The organism is Nonomuraea guangzhouensis (assembly GCF_019396345.1).
GTDB lineage: Bacteria > Actinomycetota > Actinomycetes > Streptosporangiales > Streptosporangiaceae > Nonomuraea > Nonomuraea guangzhouensis.
The window spans coordinates 354,112-373,979 of sequence record NZ_JAHKRM010000006.1; the positions used below are offsets into that span (position 1 = coordinate 354,112).

Genomic DNA, 19,868 nt, shown 5'->3' on the forward strand with positions numbered 1-19,868 from the left:
CACAGGCAAGGCGTTACAGCCGAGTTTCGTCCTGGTAAGGACCGTTCTTTACCTAAATCGGCACCACAGGTGCACCGCACCCGCGACCGTGGCCCCCACGGCGTACCAGAACAGGTCGGGCGGGTTGAAGGTGCTGCCCAGCAGCGGCCGGAGCAGCGGCGGGATCTCCCAGAGCTGGGCGAACTCGATCGCCCAGCTCAGCCCGGCCGCCCCCAGCGCCGCCCACACCGGCCGGACGCGCGGCAGGACGAGCACGATGAGCAGGTAGATCAGGACCGTGTAGAGCGCGTCGCCCGCGTATTTGGCGAACGGGCCGTCCCACAGCAGTCGCACCCCCAGCCCGGCCACGACGGTGACGACGGCGGCGGCGAGTACGGGCCAGCGAGGCATTTCGCTCACGTTAGTAGCATCGATCTACATGAGCGCGACGATGGTGGTGAAGGACCTCGCGGCGGGGCACGGCGAGCGGGTCCTGTTCTCGGGCCTCGACCTGGTGGTGGCCCCCGGTGACGTCATCGGGCTCGTGGGGGCCAACGGGGCGGGCAAGTCCACGCTGCTGCGCCTGCTGGCCGGGCTCGACCGGGCCGAGGAGGGTTCGATCCGGCTCAGCCCGGCGACGGCCACGGTCGGCCATCTGCCGCAGGAGCCGGAGCGCCGCCCCGGTGAGACGGTCGCGCGGTTCCTGGCCAGGCGCACCGGCGTCGAGCGGGCCCAGCGGGAGCTCGACGAGGCCACCCAGGGCCTGGTCGATGAGCGGCCGGGCGCCGACGACGACTACAGCGTCGCGCTGGAGCGCTGGCTCGCGCTCGGCGGCGCCGATCTGGACGAGCGGGCGGCGGAGATCGGGCTGCCGGTGGACCTGGAGCAGCCCATGACCTCGCTGTCCGGCGGCCAGGCGGCCCGAGCGGGGCTGGCCTCGCTGCTGCTCAGCCGCTATGACCTGTTCCTGCTCGACGAGCCGACCAACGACCTCGACCTTGACGGGCTCGACCGGCTGGAGGGCTTCGTCCACGGCCTGCGGGCCGGCACGGTGGTGGTCAGCCACGACCGCGAGTTCCTGGCCAGGACCGTCACCAAGGTGCTGGAGCTCGATCTGGCCCAGCAGCAGATCCACTTGTACGGGGGCGGCTACCAGGCCTACCTGGACGAGCGCGAGGTGGCCAGGCGGCACGCCCGCGAGCGGTACGAGGAGTACGCCGACACCCGCGCCCAGCTGGAGTCCCGGGCCAGGACACAACGGGCCTGGATGGAGAAGGGCGTCAGGAACGCCCGGCGCAAGGCACCCGACAACGACAAGATCGGCCGCAACACCCGCATCGAGACGACCGAGAAGCAGGCCGCCAAGGCCCGCCAGTCGGAGAAGCTCATCGAGCGCCTCGAGGTGGTCGAGGAGCCGCGTAAGGAGTGGGAGCTGCGGATGGAGATCGCCGCCGCGCCTCGTTCCGGAGCGGTGGTGGCCACGCTGCGCGGCGCGGTGGTCAGGAGGGGCGCGTTCACGCTCGGGCCGGTCGATCTGGAGATCGGCTGGGCCGAGCGGGTGGCGATCACCGGGTCCAACGGCGCGGGCAAGACGACACTGCTGGCCGCGCTGCTCGGGCGCACCCCGCTCGACGAGGGGCACGCCACGCTCGGTCCTGGCGTGGTGGTCGGCGAGGTGGACCAGGTCAGAGGGCTGTTCGAGGGCGAGGAGCCGCTGCTTGACGCCTTCGCCGCGCAGACGCCGGAGCTGCCGCCCGCCGAGGTGCGGACGCTGCTGGCGAAGTTCGGGCTGCGGGCCGCGCACGTGCTGCGGCCCGCCGACACGCTGTCACCCGGCGAGCGTACCCGCGCGGCGCTCGCCTTGTTGCAGGCCAGAGGCGTTAATCTGCTGGTGCTGGACGAACCGACGAACCATCTCGACCTGCCCGCGATCGAGCAACTGGAGTCGGCCCTGTCGAGCTACCCTGGCACGCTGCTGCTGGTCACCCACGATCGGCGGATGCTCGACGCCGTACACGTGGATCGCCGCCTGAGCGTGAGCGACGGGACGGTCCTTGAGCGCCGCTGAAAATTTACACCGCTCAAGGAAACGAAGGTGAAACAATTTTCCGTCACTCGTTGACACGCGGTGTTCGTATGGTGTGCCTTCGTCTACACAGGAAACCCCCGCCTGAAGGTGAGGCACAATGAGGAAATGGTTCGCACGCCTGGCTCTGCTGGGCGTAGCGGTATTAGTTGCAGGTCAGGGCCAGGCGGCCCAAGCTGCTGAGCCGGCAGCGGGGAAGAAGATCGTTCGCATCGGTGCCACGCAGTCGGTGGACTCGATGAACCCCTTCCTGGCGGTCAGGCTCGTCTCGTCGGCGATCCAGCGGGAGATGTACAGCTTCCTGACCACGCCCGACCCCAAGACGCTGCAGCCCAGCCCGGACCTGGCCGAGTCGTGGACGACCTCGCCCGACGGGCTCACGTGGACGTTCAAGATCCGCAGCACCAAGTGGTCCGACGGCCAGCCTGTCACCGCCGAGGACGCGGCCTGGACGTTCAACAAGGTCATGACCGACGACGCCGCGAAGACCGCCAACGGTCCGGCCGTCGAGAACTTCGAGAGCGTCACCGCCAACGGCCAGGACCTGGTCATCAAGACCAAGGCGCCGCAGGCGTCCATGCTGGAGAACCCGATCCCGATCATGCCCAAGCATGTCTGGGAGAAGGTCACCGACATCGCCAAGTACGAGGCCGACGTCTACCCGGCCGTGGGCAGCGGACCGTACATCGCGGTCGAGCAGAAGAAGGACCAGTACGTCAAGCTCAAGGCCAACCCCGACTACTGGCGGGGCAAGCCCAAGATCGACGAACTGCAGTTCATCTTCTATGACAACCCGCAGGCCGCCATCGCGGGCCTGAAGAAGGGTGACATCGACCTGATCGGCCGCATGACGCCGCCGGACTTCGAGTCGATCAAGGGCGACCCCAACATCGAGCAGTGGAACACCCAGGGCCGCCGCGCCGCGTACCTGGAGGTCAACCCCGGCGCCACCACCACGGACAACAAGCCTGTCGGCGACGGTCACCCCGCGCTGAAGGACCCGAAGGTGCGCACCGCGCTGCACTACGCGATCGACAAGCAGAAGCTGGCCGACGAGGTGCAGAGCGGCCTGGCCAAGCCGGCCGACGGCTCGATCATCCCGCCGCTGTACAAGGAGTTCTTCTGGGAGGCCACGGGCGACCAGAAGGTCACCTACGACGTCGCCAAGGCCAACAAGATCCTCGATGACGCCGGCTACAAGAAGGGCGCCGACGGCGTCCGTACGATGCCCGACGGCAAGAAGAAGCTGGAGTTCCGCTTCAGCATCCACACCGACACCCCGATCGAGGACAAGCTCGCCGAATACCTGACGGGCTTCTTCAAGGAGATCGGCGTCACGCTGACCACGGTGAAGCTCGACTCCAGCAAGTTCAGCGAGCAGACGGGCGTCACCGGTCTGTACGACATCGCGATCAGCGGCTGGTCGGTCAACCCCGACCCCGAGGAGGTCCTGGCCACGCACCTGTGCAGCCGCCGGCCCACCGCGGCGGGCGAGGGCGGTGGCACCGAGTCGTTCTACTGCGACCCGACCTACGAGAAGCTCTACCAGGAGCAGCTCAAGGAGCTCGACCGGGCCAAGCGCGTCGAGATCATCAAGAAGATGCAGGAGCGTCTCTACACCGACGCTCCGGTGATCGCGATCTACTACCCGAACGACCTCGAGGGCTACCGCAAGGACCGGATCACCAGTGTCACCCCGGTCCCCGAGGACAAGGGACTGATCTACGGCGGCAGCAGCGGCTACCCGTTCTACGCCATGGACGTCAAGGCCACCGCCACGGCGGGGTCCGCGGCCGGCGGCGGCTCCAACACCGGCCTCATCGCCGGCGTGGTCGGCGGTGTCGTGGTCATCGGCCTCGCCGCGTTCTTCCTGACCCGGCGGCGTAAGAGCGTCGCCGACGAGCGCGAATGACAACTCCGCTCGAAGCGGCAGAGCCCGCCGTCCAGGCGGCGGGCTCTGGTGACGACCGCCCCGCCTACCGCGGCACGCTGAAGTACGCGCTGTCGAAGGTCGGCGGGGCGTTGTTCAGCATCGCCATGGTGATCATCGGCACGTTCTTCGTGTTCCGGCTGCTGCCCGGCGACCCCGTGCGTAACCTCGCGCAGGGCCGCAACATGACCCCGACGCAGCTCGCCCTGGAACGACACCGGCTCGGCCTGGACAAGTCACTGATCGACCAGTTCTTCGACTTCGTCGGCAAGACGCTCCACCTCGACCTGGGCACCTCCTACGAGTACAAGCGGCCGGTCCTCGACCTCATCGGCGAGCGGTTCCCCGCGACGCTGCTGCTCGCGGGCGGCGGCCTGGTCATCGCGGTCAGCCTCGGGATCTGGCAGGGCCAGCGGGCCGGATGGCGGCGCGGCAGCCGCTTCGACCAGATCTCCACGGGCGTCTCGCTGGTGCTGTGGTCCATGCCGACGTTCTGGCTGGGGCTGCTCCTGCTCATGGTGTTCGGCGTCGGGATCGGGCCGATTCCCGGCCTCTTCCCGACCCGGGGCATCGAGAGCGTGGACGCGCCCGACGGCTTCGCCTACGTGCTCGACGTGGGCATGCACATGGTGCTGCCGTGCCTGACCCTGGTGGCCGTGGTCTACGCCCAATACCTGCTGGTCATGCGGTCGTCGCTGCTGGAGGAGGTGGGCCAGGACTACGTGAACGTGGCCCGCGCCAAGGGCCTGCGCGACGAGGAGGTACGGCGGCGCCACGCGGTCCCCAACGCGCTGCTGCCCACGGTGACCCTGGTGTTCATGCGCATCGGCTTCGTGGTCGGCGGCGCGGTCACCGTCGAGACCATCTACAGCTGGCCCGGGCTCGGGCAGCTGTTCTACGAGGCGATCAGGGTGCCTGACTTCACACTCATGCAGGGCACGTTCATGCTGATCACCGTGTCGGTGATCCTCATGAACACGCTGGCCGACGTGGTCTACCACATCATCGACCCGAGGGTGAGGTCGGCATGACCTCCGTCGCCGCGTCCCGTAGACGGCTGGCACTCGGCCGCTTCTGGGGGAGCTTCCGTCAGGAGCGGGCCGGGATGGCCGGGCTGGTGGTGCTGGTCATCGCGGTCCTGCTGGCCCTGGTCGCGCCGCTGTTCATCGATGACGGCGTGACCAGCGTGGTGAGCGGCACGGCCGCCAAGTGGGCGGCGCCCAGCCTCGCGGAGCCGTTCGGCACCGACGAGTCCGGCCGGTCCATCCTGCTGATGGTCTGGTGGGGCTCCCGCACCTCGCTGCTCATCGGCTTCCTCGCCGCCCTGCTGAGCATCGTGATCGGCATGGTCGTGGGCATCGCCGCCGGGCACTTCCGCGGCTGGATCGGGGCCGCGCTCATGCGGGTCACCGACTGGTTCCTGGTGCTGCCCTCGCTGATCACGGCGCTGGTGCTGGCGGCCATCCTGGGCGGCAGCACGGCCACGATCATCGTGGCCATCGGCATCACCACCTGGCCGTCCACCGCCCGGCTGATCAGGTCTCAGACGCTGTCCGTGGAGGCCAGGCCGTACATCGAGCGGTCGAAGGCGCTCGGCGGCGGGCACTGGCACATCACCACGCGGCACGTGCTGCCGAACGTGGCGCCGCTGCTGCTCGCCAGCACCACGCTGGAGGTCGCCAGCGCGATCGTCACCGAGTCCACGCTGGCCTTCCTCGGTGTCAGCTCGAACAAGACCTCCTGGGGCACGATGCTGCGCGCGTCCTACGACTTCGGCGCCGCCACCCAAGGCGCGTGGTGGTACATCCTCATCCCCGGCCTGTGCATCCTCGCCGTCGTCATGGCGTTCACGCTGGTGGGACGCGCACTGGAGGCCGTGCTCAACCCGCGGCTCAGGAAGGCGGGCGCATGACCCTGCTCGAACTCGACGACCTCTCGGTGACGTACCGGATCGCCTCGGGCGAGGTGCCGGCCGTACGGGGAGTTTCTCTGAAGCTGGACTCGGGGGCGGCGCTCGGGGTAGCGGGTGAGTCGGGATCCGGCAAGTCGACGCTGGCCATGGCGCTGCTGCGGCTGCTCCCGCGCGACGCCCGCGTCGGCGGCCGGATCCTGCTCGACGGCGAGGACATCCTCACCATGAAGTGGGGCCGGATGCGCGCGGTCCGCTGGGCCGAGGCGTCGATCGTCTTCCAGGGCGCCCAGCACGGTCTCAACCCGGTGCGCAGGATCGGCGACCAGATCGCCGAGCCGCTGCTGGTGCACAACCTGGCCAAGCCCGACCAGGCCGGCAAGCGCGTGGCCGAGCTGCTCGAACAGGTCGGCCTGCCCACCTGGCGGGCCCGCAGCTACCCGCACGAGCTCTCCGGCGGCCAGCGGCAGCGCGTGATGATCGCGATGGCGCTGGCCTGCAAGCCGCGGCTGATCATCGCCGACGAGCCGACGACCGCGCTCGACGTGATGGTCCAGGCCCAGGTGCTGACCTTGATCAAGGAACTGATCGCCGAGCAGAACATCTCGCTGGTCATGATCTCGCACGACCTCTCGGTGCTCGCCGACGTCTGCGACCAGCTCGCGGTCATGTACGCGGGCCGCGTCGTGGAGCACGGCCCGTCGCGCGAGGTGTTCCACGAGGCCAAGCACCCCTACACGGGGGCGCTGGCGGCGGCCTTCCCCACGGTCGGCGACCCGGTGTCGCGGCTGGCGCCCAAGGGCCTCGGCGGCGATCCGCCGGACCCGATGGACCTGCCCACCGGCTGCTCGTTCCACCCGCGCTGCCCGGTGGCGCTGGAGGAGTGCGCGAGCCTGGATGTCGAGCTGTGGCCCGCGGGCGACAGCCGTACCGCCGCCTGCGTGCACGTACGGGCGAAGGAGGAGGCCTCATGATCGAGACGGAGACGTCCTCGGACACCGCTGACACGGTGCACCAGACTCTGCTGGAAGCCCGTGACCTGCACGTGGAGTTCCCGTCGCGCGGGCGGCGGGCCCGGGCGGTCGACGGGGTGAACCTGTCGATCGGCGCGGGCGAGATCGTGGCGCTCGTCGGCGAGTCCGGCTGCGGCAAGACCACGCTGGCGCGCACGCTGATGGGCCTGGAACGTCCTACCTCGGGCTCGGTCGTGTACGACGGGAAGGCGCTGGACTACCACTCCAAGGCGCTCAAGGCGTACCGGAAGATCGTCCAGCTCGTCCTGCAGGACCCGATGGGCTCGCTGAACCCGCGGCACACCGTCTACGAGGCGGTCGCCGAGGGCCCGCGCATCCACGGTCTGCCCGGCGAGCGGGAGATCGTGGCCGAGGCGCTGTCCAGGGCCGGGCTGCGGCCGCCCGAGCGGTTCTTCCAGCGCTATCCGCACGAGCTGTCGGGTGGCCAGCGTCAGCGTGTGGTCATCGCCGGGGCGCTGGCCCTGAGCCCCAAGGTGCTGGTCGCCGACGAGCCGGTGGCCTCGCTCGACGCCTCGGTGCGGGGCGAGATCTTGGCGCTGCTGCTCAAGCTCCGCGCCGATCTGGGGCTGTCGGCGCTGGTCGTCACCCACGACCTCGGGCTGGCCTGGAACATCGCCGACCGGGTCGCGGTGATGTACCTCGGCCGGATCGTCGAGTCGGGCCCGGTCGAGCAGGTGCTGACCGCTCCCCGGCACCCGTACACGCAGGCCCTGATGTCGGTGCTGCCGGAGTCGCCCGAGCGGATCGTGCTGACCGGTGAGCCACCGGACCCCACGCGGATCCCGGGCGGCTGCCGGTTCCACGCCCGCTGCCAGGTGCTCGCCTCCGGCAAGGCGGCCGAGACGGGAGTGGACGCCAAGTGCCGGTCGGAGCTGCTCGACATCCTGCCGGCCACCGCGGCGGCACAGGCGGCCTGCCACTACGCGGAGCTCAGCGCCTGAGCTCAGCGCTTGACCAGCGCCTGAGCTCAGCGCTTGAGCTGCTTGGAGCTCAGCGCTTGAATGCCGTGGCGTGCTCGGCGGCCCACTGGGCGAAGGAACGCGGTGCCCGGCCGGTGACCTGCTCGACGGTCGGGGCCACCGTGTAGCCGACCTCGGGGGTGTCGCCGAGCGCGCCGATGAGGAACTCGATCGTCTCCGCCCCCATGCCGTCGGCGCGCCACTTGGCGCGGGCCTCGTCCTCGGAGAGCTCGACGAAGCGAATCTCCTGGCCGACGGCCTCGCTGAGGATGCGCACCTTCTCCGTGGTGGTGATGGCCTGCGGCCCGGTCAGCGTGTACGTCTTACCCGCGTGGCCGTCGCCCGTCAGCACGGTGGCCGCCACGGCGGCGATGTCGCGCTCGTGCACCAGAGAGCTGAGCCGGCTGCCGAACGGCTCCCTGATGACCCCTTCGGCCTTGATCGTCCAGGCCCACCACTGCAGCGTGTTGGACATGAACTCGACCGGCTCCAGCAGCGTCCATTCCAGCTCACTGGCGGCCAGGGCCTGCTCCAGCGGGCCGTCGGCGCGCCCGCCCAGCACGGTCACCTTGCGCACGCCCGACTTGACGGCCAGCTCCACGAGCTGCTCGCCGGTCTTCAGCGGCGCGTAGTCGTCGCCCGCGAAGTTGATGAGATGAACGGCCTCGACGCCCTCGAAGGCGGCCGTGAGGCTGCCCGGCTCGGCCAGGTCCCCGGCGACGACCTCCACGCCCTCGGGCAGGTCGGCCTTGGCCGGGTCGCGGGTCAGGGCACGCACCTGGTGCCCGTTCCGGGCGAGCTCGTCGACGATGAGGCGGCCGACGGTTCCGGTGGCACCGGTGACGAGGATCGTCATGACAGGCTCCCTTGCTTGGAACGGAACGTTCAGTTCTTATCTTAGCAGAACGGAACGCTTTATTCCATATAGGCCTTCAGTGTGATGGCCGTCGCGGCGCGGGCCATGGGTCCGGCGACGCGGTCGATCATCTTGTCGCGGCCGGGCAGGTGGGGGAGCAGCCTGATCATCCTGGTCTGGAACCAGATGGCCGCGCGCGACGGCAGCACCATGCCCTTGACGTTGGCCGGGCCCAGCTTCTGGTTGGCGTCCACGAACGCCCGCAGCTCCCGCTCGTAGCCGTCGGCGCCGCCGCCGGAGGCCAGCTCACCGGCCAGCACGTACGCCCCCACCAGGGCCAGGCTGGTGCCCTGGCCCGAGGCCGGCGAGGCGCAGTAGGCGGCGTCGCCGACCAGCACGACCCGGCCCTTCGACCAGCGGTCCATGTGGATCTGGCTGACGGAGTCGAAGTAGAAGTCGCTCGACCCGCGTACGGCTTCGAGCAGCTCGGGCACCTCCCACTCGACCCCGGCCATGGCCTGGGCCAGCAGTTCTTTCTGCTGGGCGAGATCGCGATGGTCATAGGCGAGCGGCTGTGACGACCACATGAACAGCGCCTTGGCGTTGGTGTCCTGCCGCGTGCTGTAGACGTTCGCGGTGCGGCCGGGGGCGGCGTGGACCGCCTCCTCGCGGTCGAGGCCCAGGCGGTTGGGGACCGTACAGATCGAGATGTAGTAGCCGAGGTCGCGGACGAACGCCGACTCCTCGCCGAAGGCCAGCCGGCGGGTGTTGGAGTGGACTCCGTCGGCCCCGACGACCAGGTCGAACCGGCGCGGTGCGGACCGCTCGAAGGTCACCGTCCCGTCCTCGGAGATGCCGGTGATCGAGTCGTCGAAGATGTACTCGACGTCGTCGCGGGTCAGGTCGTACAGGAGCTCGTTGAGGTCGCCGCGCATGATCTCGGCGTCGGTGCCCGCGCGCCCGCCGAACAGGTCGGCGTCCATCTCCGCGATCCGCCGGCCCTTGCCGTCGTAGTGCGTGGCGATCCGCATGTCGGTGCTCCTGGCGCGGACCGCGTCGAGCAGGCCCATCCGCTCGATCACGTCGAGTGCCACGCCGCGGATGTCGACCTTGTAGCCGCCCTCGCGGAGTGCGGGCGCCCGCTCCACCACGGTCGGGGTGAAGCCGTGCCGCCGCAGCCAGTAAGCCGTCGCGGTGCCGGCGATGCTCGCGCCGGAGATCAGGATGTTTGTCATGCCCTGAACGGTACACACGTCTCAGACGCTTGTCTAGGACGGTTGTGTTAGACTTTGGGCATGGGAAACCGGGAAGATCTGCTGGCCGGAGCGAAGCGTTGCCTGATCGAGAAGGGCTACTCGCGCACGACGGCGCGCGACATCGCCACCGCCTCGGGCGTGAGCCTGGCGGGCATCGGCTATCACTTCAGATCGAAGGAAGCGCTGATGAACGAGGTGCTGTTCGAGGTGATGCGCGAGTGGGGCGATGACCTGGCGGCGACGCTGACCGCCGACATCAAGCCCGACGCGACGCCCCTCGAACGCTTCGAGGCGGCGTGGGACCGGGTGATCGAGTCATTCGACCGGCTGCGGCCGCTCTGGGTCACCCAGTTCGAGCTGCTGGGCCAGATCGATCACACGCCGGACATCCGGCAGCAGCTCGCGGCCGGCATCCAGGAGGGACGTCTGGGGCTCGCGGAGTTGTTCGAGGGCATCGACCCGGCGGCCGACCCGGAGCGGGCGCGGCTGGTCGGCACGTTCTACCAGGCCATGCTGACGGGGTTCCTGTCGCAGTGGCTGGTCGACCCGGACAGCGCGCTGTCGGGCCGCGAGGTGGTCGCGGCCCTGCGCATGGTCCAGAACTCGGGGTGACTCGGGTCAGTTCGGGTCAGAAGGCGCTGATCGTGGCGGGCGCCCGCTCGGCCCGGCTCAGCGTGCGGATCACCGCCGTCGCGCCATGACGGTGTACGGCCAGCCGCGCCAGCAGCTCGACGACCGGATCGATGACCGAGGCCGGCAGCTTGGGAGTCTCCACGCCCACGCTGGCGGCCAGGTCGTCGGAGTGCACGACCAGCTCGACCAGCCGGGTGAGCAGGAAGTCGTCGAACCGCAGCGACCAGCCCGACCACGGCAGGTGCACCACCTTGTCGCGAGGCTGCGCGGGCAGCTCGGCCCGCTGCCGCTCGAACAGCTTCTCGGCCTTGGCGGCCAACGCCGCCGGGCCGTCGGCGGCGGCCGCCTCACCGGCCTGCCTGATGCCCACGTTGCTCTCATGGTCGAGGCCCGCCTGCACCCACGGGGACCTGGAGAAATGCTCGATCAGCGGGACCGGCTCACCGGGCACTCCGCCGTCGTCGAGCAGGCTGTCGATGCGGACGAGCTGGTGGGCCAGGTGCGCGGCCAGCCCCGCGACGCTGAACTCGTTGAGCGCGCTCGGCTTGCTCCACGCGGCGGCCACGGCGGGCTCGCGCAGCAGCGCCACCGCGGACTCCGCGGCGACCAGATAGGACTCTCTGATCTCCCCCATGTGCCGCCCTTCCCCGGTTCCGGTGATGACCCGGCCCACACTATCCCCCACAGAATCAGGGTGAGCGGGCGCCTTGGCGTCAGTGCAGGGTGCGCTTGATCGCCGCCCTGATGAAGACCCGGGCCAGCGTCCCCCGCCTGTATCGGTTCAGGAACGGTCGCGGCAGGTCGTACCTGCGGGCTCGGATGTCCGCCACCACGTTCATGGGCGCGCCCATCTCGGCCAGCACGTCCAGGGCCTCCCGTTTGGAGATCAGCCGTCCGTCCCGCAACGTGACCGCGGCCCTGGCGACGGTGATCATCCCGAGATCCACCCAGACGTCCTGCAGCCACCGCTTGCGCCCGCGCGTCTTGGCCAGCCAGAAGTTCCGCAGATCGGTCCGGATGAACTCGCTCAGCTCCTGGTCCGACACCGGCGGCAGCAGTCCCGCGGGCGGCTCGCCGTACAGCTCAAGAGCGCCCGCGTGCAGCTCACGGCGGGTCACCGGGGTGACCGGCCGCTCGTACAGCTCCTGGTGCGCCCAGGTCACATGGTCGGTCGCGAAGTCGTCCAGCCGGTGCCTGGGCATGTAGGAGCAGTGCAGATGCTCGACGAGCGGCAGATCGAGCTGCTCGTGCATCTTTTCGAGCCGCTGCCGCTGCTCCTCGGTGACGTCCGTCTCGACCACCGCGATGAGATCGAGATCGCTCTTGCCCGGCTGGTAGTCGCCCGCCGCGAGCGACCCGTGCGCCCACAAGGCGACCAGGGGTACGGCCGGTCTGACGCCGTCGAGGAAACGTGTTAGCAGGAGATCGGTTGGCCCGTGCATGATGGCCACTATGGTCGACACGAGATCCAACGGAAAAGTAGCCCTGGTCACGGGCGTGGGCCGCACCGTCGGCATCGGCGCGGGGATCGCCCGCCAGTTGGCGGCCTCGGGTTGGGACATCGCCTACACCTACTGGACGCCGTACGACGAACGCATGGCCTGGGGCGCCGAGCCCGAGGCGGCCGACGCGATCGGCAAGTCCCTGGCCGGGCGCGGCGCGGCGATCGAGGCGGACCTGGCGGACGTCGACACCCCCGCACGGATCTTCGACGAGGCCGAGCGCCGGCTGGGCAACGTCACCGCCCTGGTGATGTGCCACTGCGAGTCGGTCGACTCCAGCCTGCTGGACACCACCGTCGCGAGCTTCGACCGGCACTTCGCCGTCAATGCGCGCGCCACCTGGCTGCTGGTCCGCGAGTACGGCCGCCGCTTCGCGGGCACCAGCGGCTCCGGCCGGATCATCGGCCTCACCAGCGACCACACCGTCGGCAACCTGCCCTACGGCGCGAGCAAGGCCGCCCTGGACCGCATCATCCTGGCCGCCGCCCGCGAGCTGGCCCACCTCGGCGTCAGCGCCAACGTCATCAACCCCGGCCCGGTGGACACCGGCTGGATGTCGGACGACGTACGGGAGAGCCTCACCCGCCAGACCCCGTACAACCGCCTCGGCACGCCCCAGGACACCGCCCACCTCGTCGACTTCCTCTGCTCACCCCAGGGGCAGTGGGTCAACGGTCAGCTGCTGATGAGCAACGGCGGCTTCGCCTAGAGCGCGTGGCCGCCCGCCACCTGGAGGACCTGACCGGTGATCCAGCGTGCCTGGTGCGAGGCGAGGAACACGACGGCGTCGGCGATGTCGGCCGGCTCGCCCACGCGGCCCAGCGGCACGATCTGGCCGGCCCGCGCGTACGTCTCGGCGTCCATCCAACCGGTCTGCACGGGGCCGGGAGCCACCGCGTTGACGCGGATCCCGGCGGCGCCGAGGTCGAGCGCGGCGGCCCGGGTGAGGGCCTCCAACGCCGCCTTGGACGTCCCGTACCCGATCTGGCCGGGGAAGGCGCGGGCGGCGTCCGTGGAGACGTTCACCACGCATGGGCGGCGGCCGTCCCGCCTGGCCAGTTCGGAGATGAGCAGGGCGGGGGCGATCGCGTTGACCTCGTAGTGGCGGCGCAGGCCATCGGCGGTGAGGGCGCCGAAGGAGTCCGGGGCCTCGCAGTGCGCGGCGTTGTTCACCAGCACGTCGACCGGTCCCAGCCGCCGCTCGACCTCGTCGAGCAGGTGCCGCGCCGCATCCGGCTCACGGAGGTCGGCGGGTAAGGCCACCGCGTCCCCGAGCTCGGCGGCCAGCGCCTCGGCGACGTCCGCGGCCGGGGTGACGTGCTCCCAGGTGACGCCCGGGGGAGCGGATCTCTCGCTGAAGTAGTGCACCGCCACCCGCGCCCCCTCGGCCGCGAAGGCCCGCGCGATCGCCGCGCCTATTCCGCCGCTCGACCCGGTGACGAGCACGATCTGACCCGCGAGTTTCGTATCGACCATCTGAGGAGCATGCCGTGATCGATCCGCGATTGCGAGGCAGGGTGGCTCTGGTGACCGGGGCCAACCAGGGCATCGGCGCGGCCACCGCGGTCGCGCTGGCCGCGCAGGGGGTCGCGGTGTTCCTGACGTACAAGCGGCTGGCGCCGGTGGACCATCCGGCCTATCCGGACGAGTACAACAGGTCGCGGGGCGCGGGAGCCGACGACGTCGTACGGCGCATCCGCGAGGCGGGCGGCACGGCGGAGGCCGCCGAGGCCGACCTGGCCGGCCCCGAGACGCCGCGAACGCTGTTCGACCTGGCCGAGCGGGCGCTGGGGCCGGTGGAGATCCTGGTCAACAATGCCAGCAGCGGCTCATTGGGCGACACGTTCACGCCTGACGGGCACGACGCGTTCGGGCGGCCGCTGCGGCCGGTGGACGCGGAGAGCTACGACCGGCAGTTCGCCGTGGACGTACGCGCCGCGACGCTGCTGATCGCCGAGTTCGCCCGGCGCCACATCGAGCGCCGAGCGGACTGGGGCCGGATCATCGGCCTCACCTCCGGCGGCCCCGACGGCTTCCCGACGGAGGTCTCGTACGGCGCGGCGAAGGCGGCCCAGGAGAACTTCACCATGTCGGCCGCCCACGAGCTCGGCCGCTACGGCGTCACGGCCAACATGGTCTACCCGGCGGCCACCGACACGGGCTGGGTGAACGCCGAGGTCGAGCGGGCGGTGGTGGCCAACAGCCCGCTGCGGCACGTCGGGCGGCCGGAGGAGGTGGCCGACGTGATCACCTTTCTCGTCTCGCACCAGGCGCGGACCGTCACCGGGCAGCGCGTCCGGCTCCACTGATGTCTCACGAAAGAGTCGTCACGGAGGGCTGAAGAGCGCGCTCACCGACTCGCCGTCGTGGATCCGCCGCATCGCCTCGGCCAGCGCCGGGGCGATGGACAGGACCGTGAGCTTGTCCGTGGGCTTGGGCCCGGGCACGGTGTTGGTGCAGACGATCTCCTCGACCTCGGGCAGCGCGCTCAGCCGCTCGATCGAGCCGGCGGCGAACAGCCCGTGTGTGCACGCGATGCGTACGGAGTTGACGCCACGCTCGCGCAGCCGGTCGAGCAGCTCGATGACGGTCGTCCCCTTGGCGATCTCGTCGTCCAGGATGATCACGTCCTTGCCCTCGACCTCGCCGATCACCGAGCTGATCACCACCCGGTCGTCGCTGAAGCGCTGCTTGGCGCCCATCGCCACGTCGGCACCGAGCAGCCGGGCGAAGTGCGCGGCCTCCTTGGCGTTGCCCAGGTCGGGGGAGACGACGACGGTGTTGGACAGGTCGTACCGGCGGAAATGGGCGGCCAGCTCGCGCAGCGCGTGCAGGTGGTCGACCGGCACGCTGAAGAAGCCGTGCACCTGCGGCGAGTGCAGCGTCATCGCCAGCACCCGCCCGGCGCCCGCCGTCACCATCAGGTCCGCCACCAGCCGGGCCCCTATGGAGATGCGCGGCGCGTCCTTCTTGTCACTTCGGGCGAAGGCATAATGCGGCATCACGACCGTCGTCCTGGCGGCGGACGCCCCGCGGGCGGCGTCGAGCATGAGCAGCAGCTCGACCAGGTTCTCCTGTACGGGTGGCACGAGCGGCTGGATGATGAAGACGTCGCGTTCCCTGCAGTTGGCCTGGAGCTGGACTTCCAGCACGTCGTTGGCGAACCGGTTGACCTTGACCGGATGGAGCGGGGTGCCCAGGTGGGCGCAGATCTCCTCAGCCAGGTCAGGGTGGGCGCTGCCGCTGAATACCGTGATGTCTCGCACGATTTCCAAAGGATAGCTTCACGGGCTCAGGTAGTGGTGCACCAGGGCAGGCTCACCGGCCGAGTTGCGCCATCGGGCCCGGGACGTGGCGACGCGCAGCCAGCCGTACCTCTCGTAGGCCGCGATGGCCGCCGTGCCCTCGTCGGAGACCTCCAGTGTGAGACGCCCGCCCTCGGCGGCCAGGGCGGTGTCGAGCAGGCGGGCGGCGAGCCCGCCGCGCCGGGCGGAGGGCGTGACGAACAGGCGGGTCACGGACGCGCGGACGGGCGTGCCGAGCAGTTCGGCCACCCGCGGCTCGACCTGGGCGAGCCCGACATGGCCGACGACGGCCCCCGCCTCGTCCAGGGCGATCCAGGCGCGGAGCAGGTCGCCGGGCGTGAGCCAGCCGTGCGGATCGTCGGGCCAGTCCACCGGGTAGCGGTCGGCGGCCTGCACCTCGGCCAGGGCCTTCACGCACGCGTCGAGGTCGGCGGGAGTTCTGAGCCGGATCATCGCTCGATCGCCGCCACGGTGAGCGAGTCGAGGTCGGGCACGACCCGCCAGGCGAGGGCCAGCGCGTCGGGGGCGGGCGGATAGCGGGGATGGGGGACGGCGATCACCCGCATCCCGGCCGCGTGCGCCGAGCGCAGGCCGTTGCTCGAATCCTCCACGGCCACACACGCGCGCGGATCGACACCCAGCTGGGCGGTCGCCGCCAGGTAGCCGTCGGGGGCGGGCTTCCCGCGCGGCACCTCCTCGGTGGAGACGGTGACGGCGAAGCGATCACGGAACCCGGCCGCGTCCAGCACCACCTCGATCAGCGCACGCGGCGAGGAGCTGGCCAGACCCAGCGGGAGCTCGTCCGCCAGGCGCCGCACCGCCTCGGGCGCCCCCTTCATCAGCGGTACGCCGTGACGGTAGCGCTCGGCCATCTGGTCCACCACGCCGCGGGCGATCTCGTCGGGCGGCAGGGTAACGCCGAGTTCGTGCAGGTAGGCGGCCCACTCCTGGGTGCTCATGCCCATGAGCCTGGACTGGGTGTCCTCCTGCCAGGTGCCCCCGTGATCGGCGACGAACGCCCGTCGTACCTCCTCCCAGACCGGCTCGGAGTCGACGAGCACCCCGTCGAGATCGAACACGCACGCTTCCACGAAACCCCCTGTAGCGACTGCGGTCTTTGTCGGGATTGCCCATTATCGAGGATATGCGTTGACCGGTATCCGGGAATGGCCCCGGGCATGGCGGACCTTCCACTCCACGATCGCGGTGACTTCGAGGCGGCGGCGGACCGCGGCTTCATCGCGAAGTTCAGCCCGGCGGTGGTCAGCGCCGCCGACAGCAAGGTCATCTGGGACGGTGACTCCAACGCCTTCCTGGAACAGGAGTGTCCCGGCAGCGCCCATCCCAGCCTGTGGCGGCAGGCACGACTGTCCGCCCGGCAGGGACTGTACGAGGTGACGGACGGCCTGTACCAGGTACGCGGGTTCGATCTGTCGAACATGTCGATCGTCGAGGGCGACACCGGCGTCATCATCATCGATCCGCTCATCTCCACCGAGTGCGCGGCCGCGGCGCTGCGCCTCTACCGAGCCCATCGCGGCGCCCGGCCGGTGACCGGCGTGATCTACACGCATCCGCATGTCGACCACTTCGGCGGCGTACGCGGCGTCACGGGCGGCGGCGTGCCGGTCCTGGCACCCGCGGGGTTCCTGCGGAGCGTGGCTCGCGACCACCTCCACGCCTGGTCCGCCACGGTCCGCCGGTCCGTCTACCTGTACGGCCAGGCCCTCGAACGCTCACCGGACGGCCAGATCGGCACGGGCCTGGGCGAGTCAGGGACGATCTCCCTCATCACTCCCACGGTCCACGTCGAACGCACCGGGCAGGAGGAGACGGTCGACGGGGTACGCATCATCTTCCAGCTCGCCGAGTCGCCACCGGAGCTGGCCCTGTACCTGCCCGGCCACCAGGCTCTCTGCCTGGGCGAGAACGCCACCCGCAACCAGCACAACCTCCTGCCGCTGCGGGACGCCAAGGACCTGGCCCGGCAGTTCGACGAGATCATCACGATGTTCGCGGGGGAGTTCGACGTCGCCTTCGCCTCGCACCACTGGCCCATCTGGGGCGGGCCGGAGATCGCCGGATACCTGTCGCAGCAGCGCGACCTGTACACCTACCTGCACGACCAGACCCTGCGGCTGATGAACAAGGGCCTGACCGGGGCGGAGATCGCCGAGGCCATGCGGGTGCCGCCCGGGCTCGAGCAGGTCTGGCACACGCACGGCTACCACGGCCCGGTCGGCCACAACGTCAAGGCCATCTACCAGCGCTATCTGGGCTGGTTCGACGGCAATCCCGCGCATCTGTGGGAGCACCCGCCGAGGGAGAGCGCGATCCGCTACGTGGAGTGCCTCGGCGGCGGGCAAGCCGTCGTCGCCCTCGCCAGGGGCTACCTCAAGGAGCACGACCTGCGCTTCGCCGCGCAACTGCTCAACCACGCGGTCTTCGCCGACGAGGGCAACAAGGAGGCCCGTGACCTGCTCGCCGAGGTGTACACCCGGCTCGGGCACGCCGCGGAGAACGGCACCTGGCGCAACCTCTACCTGACGGGGGCGCTGGAGCTGAGCGAGGGCGTCGTGCCGGCCGCCACGGAGCGGGCCGCGCCCGGTCTGGTCGACGCGCTCGGGGTGGACCAGATCCTCGACTCGATCGCCATCCGCGTCGACGGGCCGCGGGCCTGGAACGAGAGCCTGTCCATCGACTGGCACCTGACCGATCTGGGCGAGCGGTATCGGACCACGCTGTCGAACGGCGCGCTCATCCAGCGGGCCGACCCGCCTGACGGGCCGGTCGACCTGACGTTGCGGCTGACCAAAGCACAGCTGCTCGCCCTGCTGGCCGGCCGGGGGGTCGAACGGGTCGAGCGGGAGGGCGACATCGGGGTCCTGCGGCGGCTGGTGGCCGTGCTCGACCACCCGATGCCCGACTTCGCCATCGTCACCGCCTAGCTTTTCTGGCGGGGCGCCAGAGTCGAGATCACGTAGTAGAGGATCCCGGCCAGCACCAGCGCGACCACCACGCCGATGTTGGCCGCCCCGAACGTGCCCGCCTTCAGCTGGTCGCTCATCAGGAAGCCCACCACGCGGGCGATGTTCGGGTCCAGGGAGGTGATGAGCCCGATGCCCACGATCGACGCCAGGACCAGCGAGATCACCCCGGGCCAGTTCAGGGCGGGCGCGCCGGGGCGCAGCAGCCGCTCGTCGTAGGACCGGCCGCCGGCGCGCCACCGCCACATGTCGACGAGGAAGACGGCCACCCAGGCGGCCATCACCACCCCGATGATCGCCAGGAACGCCTGGAAGGTCGCCAGGAAGCTGGCCGAGACGAACAGCAGGTAGTAGCCGCCGAGCACCATCAGCGCGCCGTCGACGAGCACCGCGTAGTGCCGCTTGATCGGCACCCCCAGCGCCAGCATGGACAGCCCCGACGAGTAGATGTCCATGATCGCCCCGGCCAGGAACCCACCGATGGCGGTCAGCAGGTACGGCAGCAGGAACCAGGTCGGCAGGGCGCTCGCCAGCGCCCCGACTGGATCCGCGCCCGCGGCCTCGGCCAGCTTGGCGTCACCGCCGGCCAGCAGCACGCCGAAGGCGAGCAGCACCATGGGCGGCACCGCCCCGCCCACCGCCGTCCACAGGGCCACCGACGACGGCTTGGAGTCGGCGGGCAGGTAGCGCGAGTAGTCGGCGCCGCAGTTGACCCAGCCCAGGCCGAGCAGCGTCATCGCGAAGATGACCGCGCCGACCCAGGCGCCGGGCCCGGCGGTGGTGTCCAGCGTGGTGCCGAGCCTCGGGGCCATCAGGATCATGTACACGACGGTCAGTACGACGAAGGCGTACGTCAGGTACCGCTGCACCGCCATGATCAACGCGTGGCCGTACACCCCGACCACGATCACGACCAGCGCGGCGACCGCGAAGCAGACCGCCACGGCGGTCGTGCCGGGAATGCCGGGCGCCACCCGGTTCAGGATCGCCGCGCCGCCCTGCGCCGACAGCGTGACGAGCACGATCTCCCAGCCGACGTTCGAGATGTAGGACAGGACGGCCGGCAGCTTGTTGCCCTGGTAGCCGAAGGGGGCGCGGCCGAGCGTCATCGTCGGCACCCCCGACCGGGTGCCCGCGATCGCGACCAGCCCGACCAGCCCGAACGACAGCGCGTAGCCGAGCGCCCCGGTGATGATCGCCGGGAAGACCCCCAGGCCCAGCCCGACGATGTAGACACCGAAGGCGACGCCGAAGAGGGAGAGGTTGGAGCCGGCCCACGGCCAGAACAGGTCCGAAGGCTTGCCATGCCGCTCGGCGGCCGGAACGGCGTTGATGCCGTTCTGCTCAACGGTCATCGTGTCCATGATCGGACGTTACACCCGGCGACCTCGCCTGCCCCAGAGCGGATTCATTATCAGGCGAGCTCGCTTAC

Annotated in this window: 20 protein-coding genes; 10 read left to right on the forward strand and 10 right to left on the reverse strand. The window is 70.2% G+C overall.

Translation table 11 applies throughout. The annotated features are described in order from the left end of the window. Positions 1–48 precede the first annotated feature (48 nt). Complete coding sequence (locus KME78_RS14635; protein WP_246651125.1) at positions 49–390, reverse strand: ribosomal maturation YjgA family protein; 342 nt, start codon at positions 388–390, stop codon at positions 49–51. Positions 391–418: 28 nt separating this feature from the next. Between KME78_RS14635 and KME78_RS14640 the strand changes: the two genes are divergently transcribed. The 6 genes from KME78_RS14640 (at position 419) to KME78_RS14665 (ending at position 7,879) form a co-directional block, all read left to right on the forward strand. Beyond that, on the forward strand, positions 419–2,047 hold the full coding sequence (locus KME78_RS14640; RefSeq protein ID WP_219529402.1) for an ABC-F family ATP-binding cassette domain-containing protein: 1,629 nt from the start codon (positions 419–421) through the stop codon (positions 2,045–2,047). A 118-nt stretch (positions 2,048–2,165) separates the two neighbouring features. Next, positions 2,166–3,977 (forward strand): ABC transporter substrate-binding protein, encoded by a 1,812-nt coding sequence (locus tag KME78_RS14645; protein WP_219529403.1) that lies wholly within the window; start codon positions 2,166–2,168, stop codon positions 3,975–3,977. Then, positions 3,974–5,026 (forward strand): ABC transporter permease, encoded by a 1,053-nt coding sequence (locus tag KME78_RS14650; protein ID WP_219529404.1) that lies wholly within the window; start codon positions 3,974–3,976, stop codon positions 5,024–5,026. Before KME78_RS14645 ends, KME78_RS14650 begins: the two co-directional genes overlap by 4 nt. Then, positions 5,023–5,907 carry an ABC transporter permease gene (locus KME78_RS14655; RefSeq protein ID WP_219529405.1) on the forward strand — a complete coding sequence of 295 codons (885 nt, stop codon included), beginning with the start codon at positions 5,023–5,025 and terminating at the stop codon, positions 5,905–5,907. Before KME78_RS14650 ends, KME78_RS14655 begins: the two co-directional genes overlap by 4 nt. Further along, positions 5,904–6,878, forward strand: a complete 975-nt coding sequence (locus KME78_RS14660; RefSeq protein WP_219529406.1) for an ABC transporter ATP-binding protein — start codon at positions 5,904–5,906, stop codon at positions 6,876–6,878. The genes KME78_RS14655 and KME78_RS14660 overlap by 4 nt, the downstream gene beginning before the upstream one ends. Next, positions 6,875–7,879 carry an ABC transporter ATP-binding protein gene (locus tag KME78_RS14665; protein WP_219529407.1) on the forward strand — a complete coding sequence of 335 codons (1,005 nt, stop codon included), beginning with the start codon at positions 6,875–6,877 and terminating at the stop codon, positions 7,877–7,879. The genes KME78_RS14660 and KME78_RS14665 overlap by 4 nt, the downstream gene beginning before the upstream one ends. Before the next feature lie 49 nt (positions 7,880–7,928). Here the strand turns inward: KME78_RS14665 and KME78_RS14670 are convergent, their stop codons facing one another. Both KME78_RS14670 and KME78_RS14675 read right to left on the reverse strand, forming a co-directional pair. Next, positions 7,929–8,753 (reverse strand): NAD(P)H-binding protein, encoded by an 825-nt coding sequence (locus KME78_RS14670; RefSeq protein WP_219529408.1) that lies wholly within the window; start codon positions 8,751–8,753, stop codon positions 7,929–7,931. Between the two features lie 59 nt (positions 8,754–8,812). Then, a complete protein-coding gene (locus tag KME78_RS14675; RefSeq protein WP_219529409.1) occupies positions 8,813–9,988 on the reverse strand; it encodes an FAD-dependent monooxygenase in 1,176 nt (391 codons plus the stop codon). 60 nt (positions 9,989–10,048) lie between these two features. Between KME78_RS14675 and KME78_RS14680 the strand changes: the two genes are divergently transcribed. Further along, positions 10,049–10,621: a TetR/AcrR family transcriptional regulator gene (locus KME78_RS14680; RefSeq protein WP_219529410.1), complete on the forward strand. Its 573-nt coding sequence runs from the start codon at positions 10,049–10,051 to the stop codon at positions 10,619–10,621. Between the two features lie 16 nt (positions 10,622–10,637). On the opposite strand, the gene KME78_RS14685 is transcribed toward KME78_RS14680, so the two are convergent. Continuing rightward, positions 10,638–11,327, reverse strand: coding sequence for a maleylpyruvate isomerase N-terminal domain-containing protein (locus KME78_RS14685; RefSeq protein ID WP_308126947.1), 690 nt, complete (start codon positions 11,325–11,327; stop codon positions 10,638–10,640). Positions 11,328–11,355: 28 nt separating this feature from the next. Next, entirely contained in the window at positions 11,356–12,084 is a 729-nt protein-coding gene (locus KME78_RS14690; protein WP_246651041.1) for a nucleotidyltransferase domain-containing protein, read from the reverse strand. A gap of 10 nt (positions 12,085–12,094) precedes the next feature. On the opposite strand from KME78_RS14690, the gene KME78_RS14695 reads away from it, so the two are divergent. Beyond that, positions 12,095–12,853, forward strand: a complete 759-nt coding sequence (locus KME78_RS14695; RefSeq protein WP_246651042.1) for an SDR family oxidoreductase — start codon at positions 12,095–12,097, stop codon at positions 12,851–12,853. Here the strand turns inward: KME78_RS14695 and KME78_RS14700 are convergent. Beyond that, positions 12,850–13,620, reverse strand: a complete 771-nt coding sequence (locus KME78_RS14700) for an SDR family NAD(P)-dependent oxidoreductase (protein ID WP_219529411.1) — start codon at positions 13,618–13,620, stop codon at positions 12,850–12,852. The genes KME78_RS14695 and KME78_RS14700 overlap by 4 nt on opposite strands. Before the next feature lie 14 nt (positions 13,621–13,634). On the opposite strand from KME78_RS14700, the gene KME78_RS14705 reads away from it, so the two are divergent. Further along, entirely contained in the window at positions 13,635–14,453 is an 819-nt protein-coding gene (locus KME78_RS14705) for an SDR family oxidoreductase (protein WP_219529412.1), read from the forward strand. An 18-nt stretch (positions 14,454–14,471) separates the two neighbouring features. On the opposite strand, the gene KME78_RS14710 is transcribed toward KME78_RS14705, so the two are convergent. From KME78_RS14710 to KME78_RS14720, 3 genes are read right to left on the reverse strand one after another with little or no spacing between them, the layout of a single operon-like run. Then, positions 14,472–15,410: a ribose-phosphate diphosphokinase gene (locus KME78_RS14710; RefSeq protein WP_219529413.1), complete on the reverse strand. Its 939-nt coding sequence runs from the start codon at positions 15,408–15,410 to the stop codon at positions 14,472–14,474. Positions 15,411–15,428: 18 nt separating this feature from the next. Beyond that, positions 15,429–15,902 carry a GNAT family N-acetyltransferase gene (locus KME78_RS14715; protein ID WP_219529414.1) on the reverse strand — a complete coding sequence of 158 codons (474 nt, stop codon included), beginning with the start codon at positions 15,900–15,902 and terminating at the stop codon, positions 15,429–15,431. Then, positions 15,899–16,528 (reverse strand): HAD family hydrolase, encoded by a 630-nt coding sequence (locus tag KME78_RS14720; RefSeq protein ID WP_219529415.1) that lies wholly within the window; start codon positions 16,526–16,528, stop codon positions 15,899–15,901. Before KME78_RS14720 ends, KME78_RS14715 begins: the two co-directional genes overlap by 4 nt. Before the next feature lie 99 nt (positions 16,529–16,627). On the opposite strand from KME78_RS14720, the gene KME78_RS14725 reads away from it, so the two are divergent. Further along, a complete protein-coding gene (locus tag KME78_RS14725) occupies positions 16,628–18,397 on the forward strand; it encodes an alkyl/aryl-sulfatase (protein ID WP_219529416.1) in 1,770 nt (589 codons plus the stop codon). On the opposite strand, the gene KME78_RS14730 is transcribed toward KME78_RS14725, so the two are convergent. Further along, the gene (locus tag KME78_RS14730) at positions 18,394–19,791 is read right to left on the reverse strand and encodes a purine-cytosine permease family protein (RefSeq protein ID WP_246651043.1); all 1,398 of its coding nucleotides are present in this window, start codon (positions 19,789–19,791) and stop codon (positions 18,394–18,396) included. The two genes, KME78_RS14725 and KME78_RS14730, sit on opposite strands and share 4 nt — an antisense overlap. Positions 19,792–19,868 lie beyond the last annotated feature (77 nt).

Coding starts and splice junctions, on each gene's coding strand:
- KME78_RS14635 (WP_246651125.1), bottom strand. CDS start 390: ATGCCTCGCTGGCCCGTACTCGCCGCCGCCGTCGTCACCGTCGTGGCC.
- KME78_RS14640 (WP_219529402.1), top strand. CDS start 419: ATGAGCGCGACGATGGTGGTGAAGGACCTCGCGGCGGGGCACGGCGAG.
- KME78_RS14645 (WP_219529403.1), top strand. CDS start 2,166: ATGAGGAAATGGTTCGCACGCCTGGCTCTGCTGGGCGTAGCGGTATTA.
- KME78_RS14650 (WP_219529404.1), top strand. CDS start 3,974: ATGACAACTCCGCTCGAAGCGGCAGAGCCCGCCGTCCAGGCGGCGGGC.
- KME78_RS14655 (WP_219529405.1), top strand. CDS start 5,023: ATGACCTCCGTCGCCGCGTCCCGTAGACGGCTGGCACTCGGCCGCTTC.
- KME78_RS14660 (WP_219529406.1), top strand. CDS start 5,904: ATGACCCTGCTCGAACTCGACGACCTCTCGGTGACGTACCGGATCGCC.
- KME78_RS14665 (WP_219529407.1), top strand. CDS start 6,875: ATGATCGAGACGGAGACGTCCTCGGACACCGCTGACACGGTGCACCAG.
- KME78_RS14670 (WP_219529408.1), bottom strand. CDS start 8,753: ATGACGATCCTCGTCACCGGTGCCACCGGAACCGTCGGCCGCCTCATC.
- KME78_RS14675 (WP_219529409.1), bottom strand. CDS start 9,988: ATGACAAACATCCTGATCTCCGGCGCGAGCATCGCCGGCACCGCGACG.
- KME78_RS14680 (WP_219529410.1), top strand. CDS start 10,049: ATGGGAAACCGGGAAGATCTGCTGGCCGGAGCGAAGCGTTGCCTGATC.
- KME78_RS14690 (WP_246651041.1), bottom strand. CDS start 12,084: ATGCACGGGCCAACCGATCTCCTGCTAACACGTTTCCTCGACGGCGTC.
- KME78_RS14695 (WP_246651042.1), top strand. CDS start 12,095: ATGGTCGACACGAGATCCAACGGAAAAGTAGCCCTGGTCACGGGCGTG.
- KME78_RS14700 (WP_219529411.1), bottom strand. CDS start 13,620: ATGGTCGATACGAAACTCGCGGGTCAGATCGTGCTCGTCACCGGGTCG.
- KME78_RS14715 (WP_219529414.1), bottom strand. CDS start 15,902: ATGATCCGGCTCAGAACTCCCGCCGACCTCGACGCGTGCGTGAAGGCC.
- KME78_RS14725 (WP_219529416.1), top strand. CDS start 16,628: ATGGCGGACCTTCCACTCCACGATCGCGGTGACTTCGAGGCGGCGGCG.
- KME78_RS14730 (WP_246651043.1), bottom strand. CDS start 19,791: ATGACCGTTGAGCAGAACGGCATCAACGCCGTTCCGGCCGCCGAGCGG.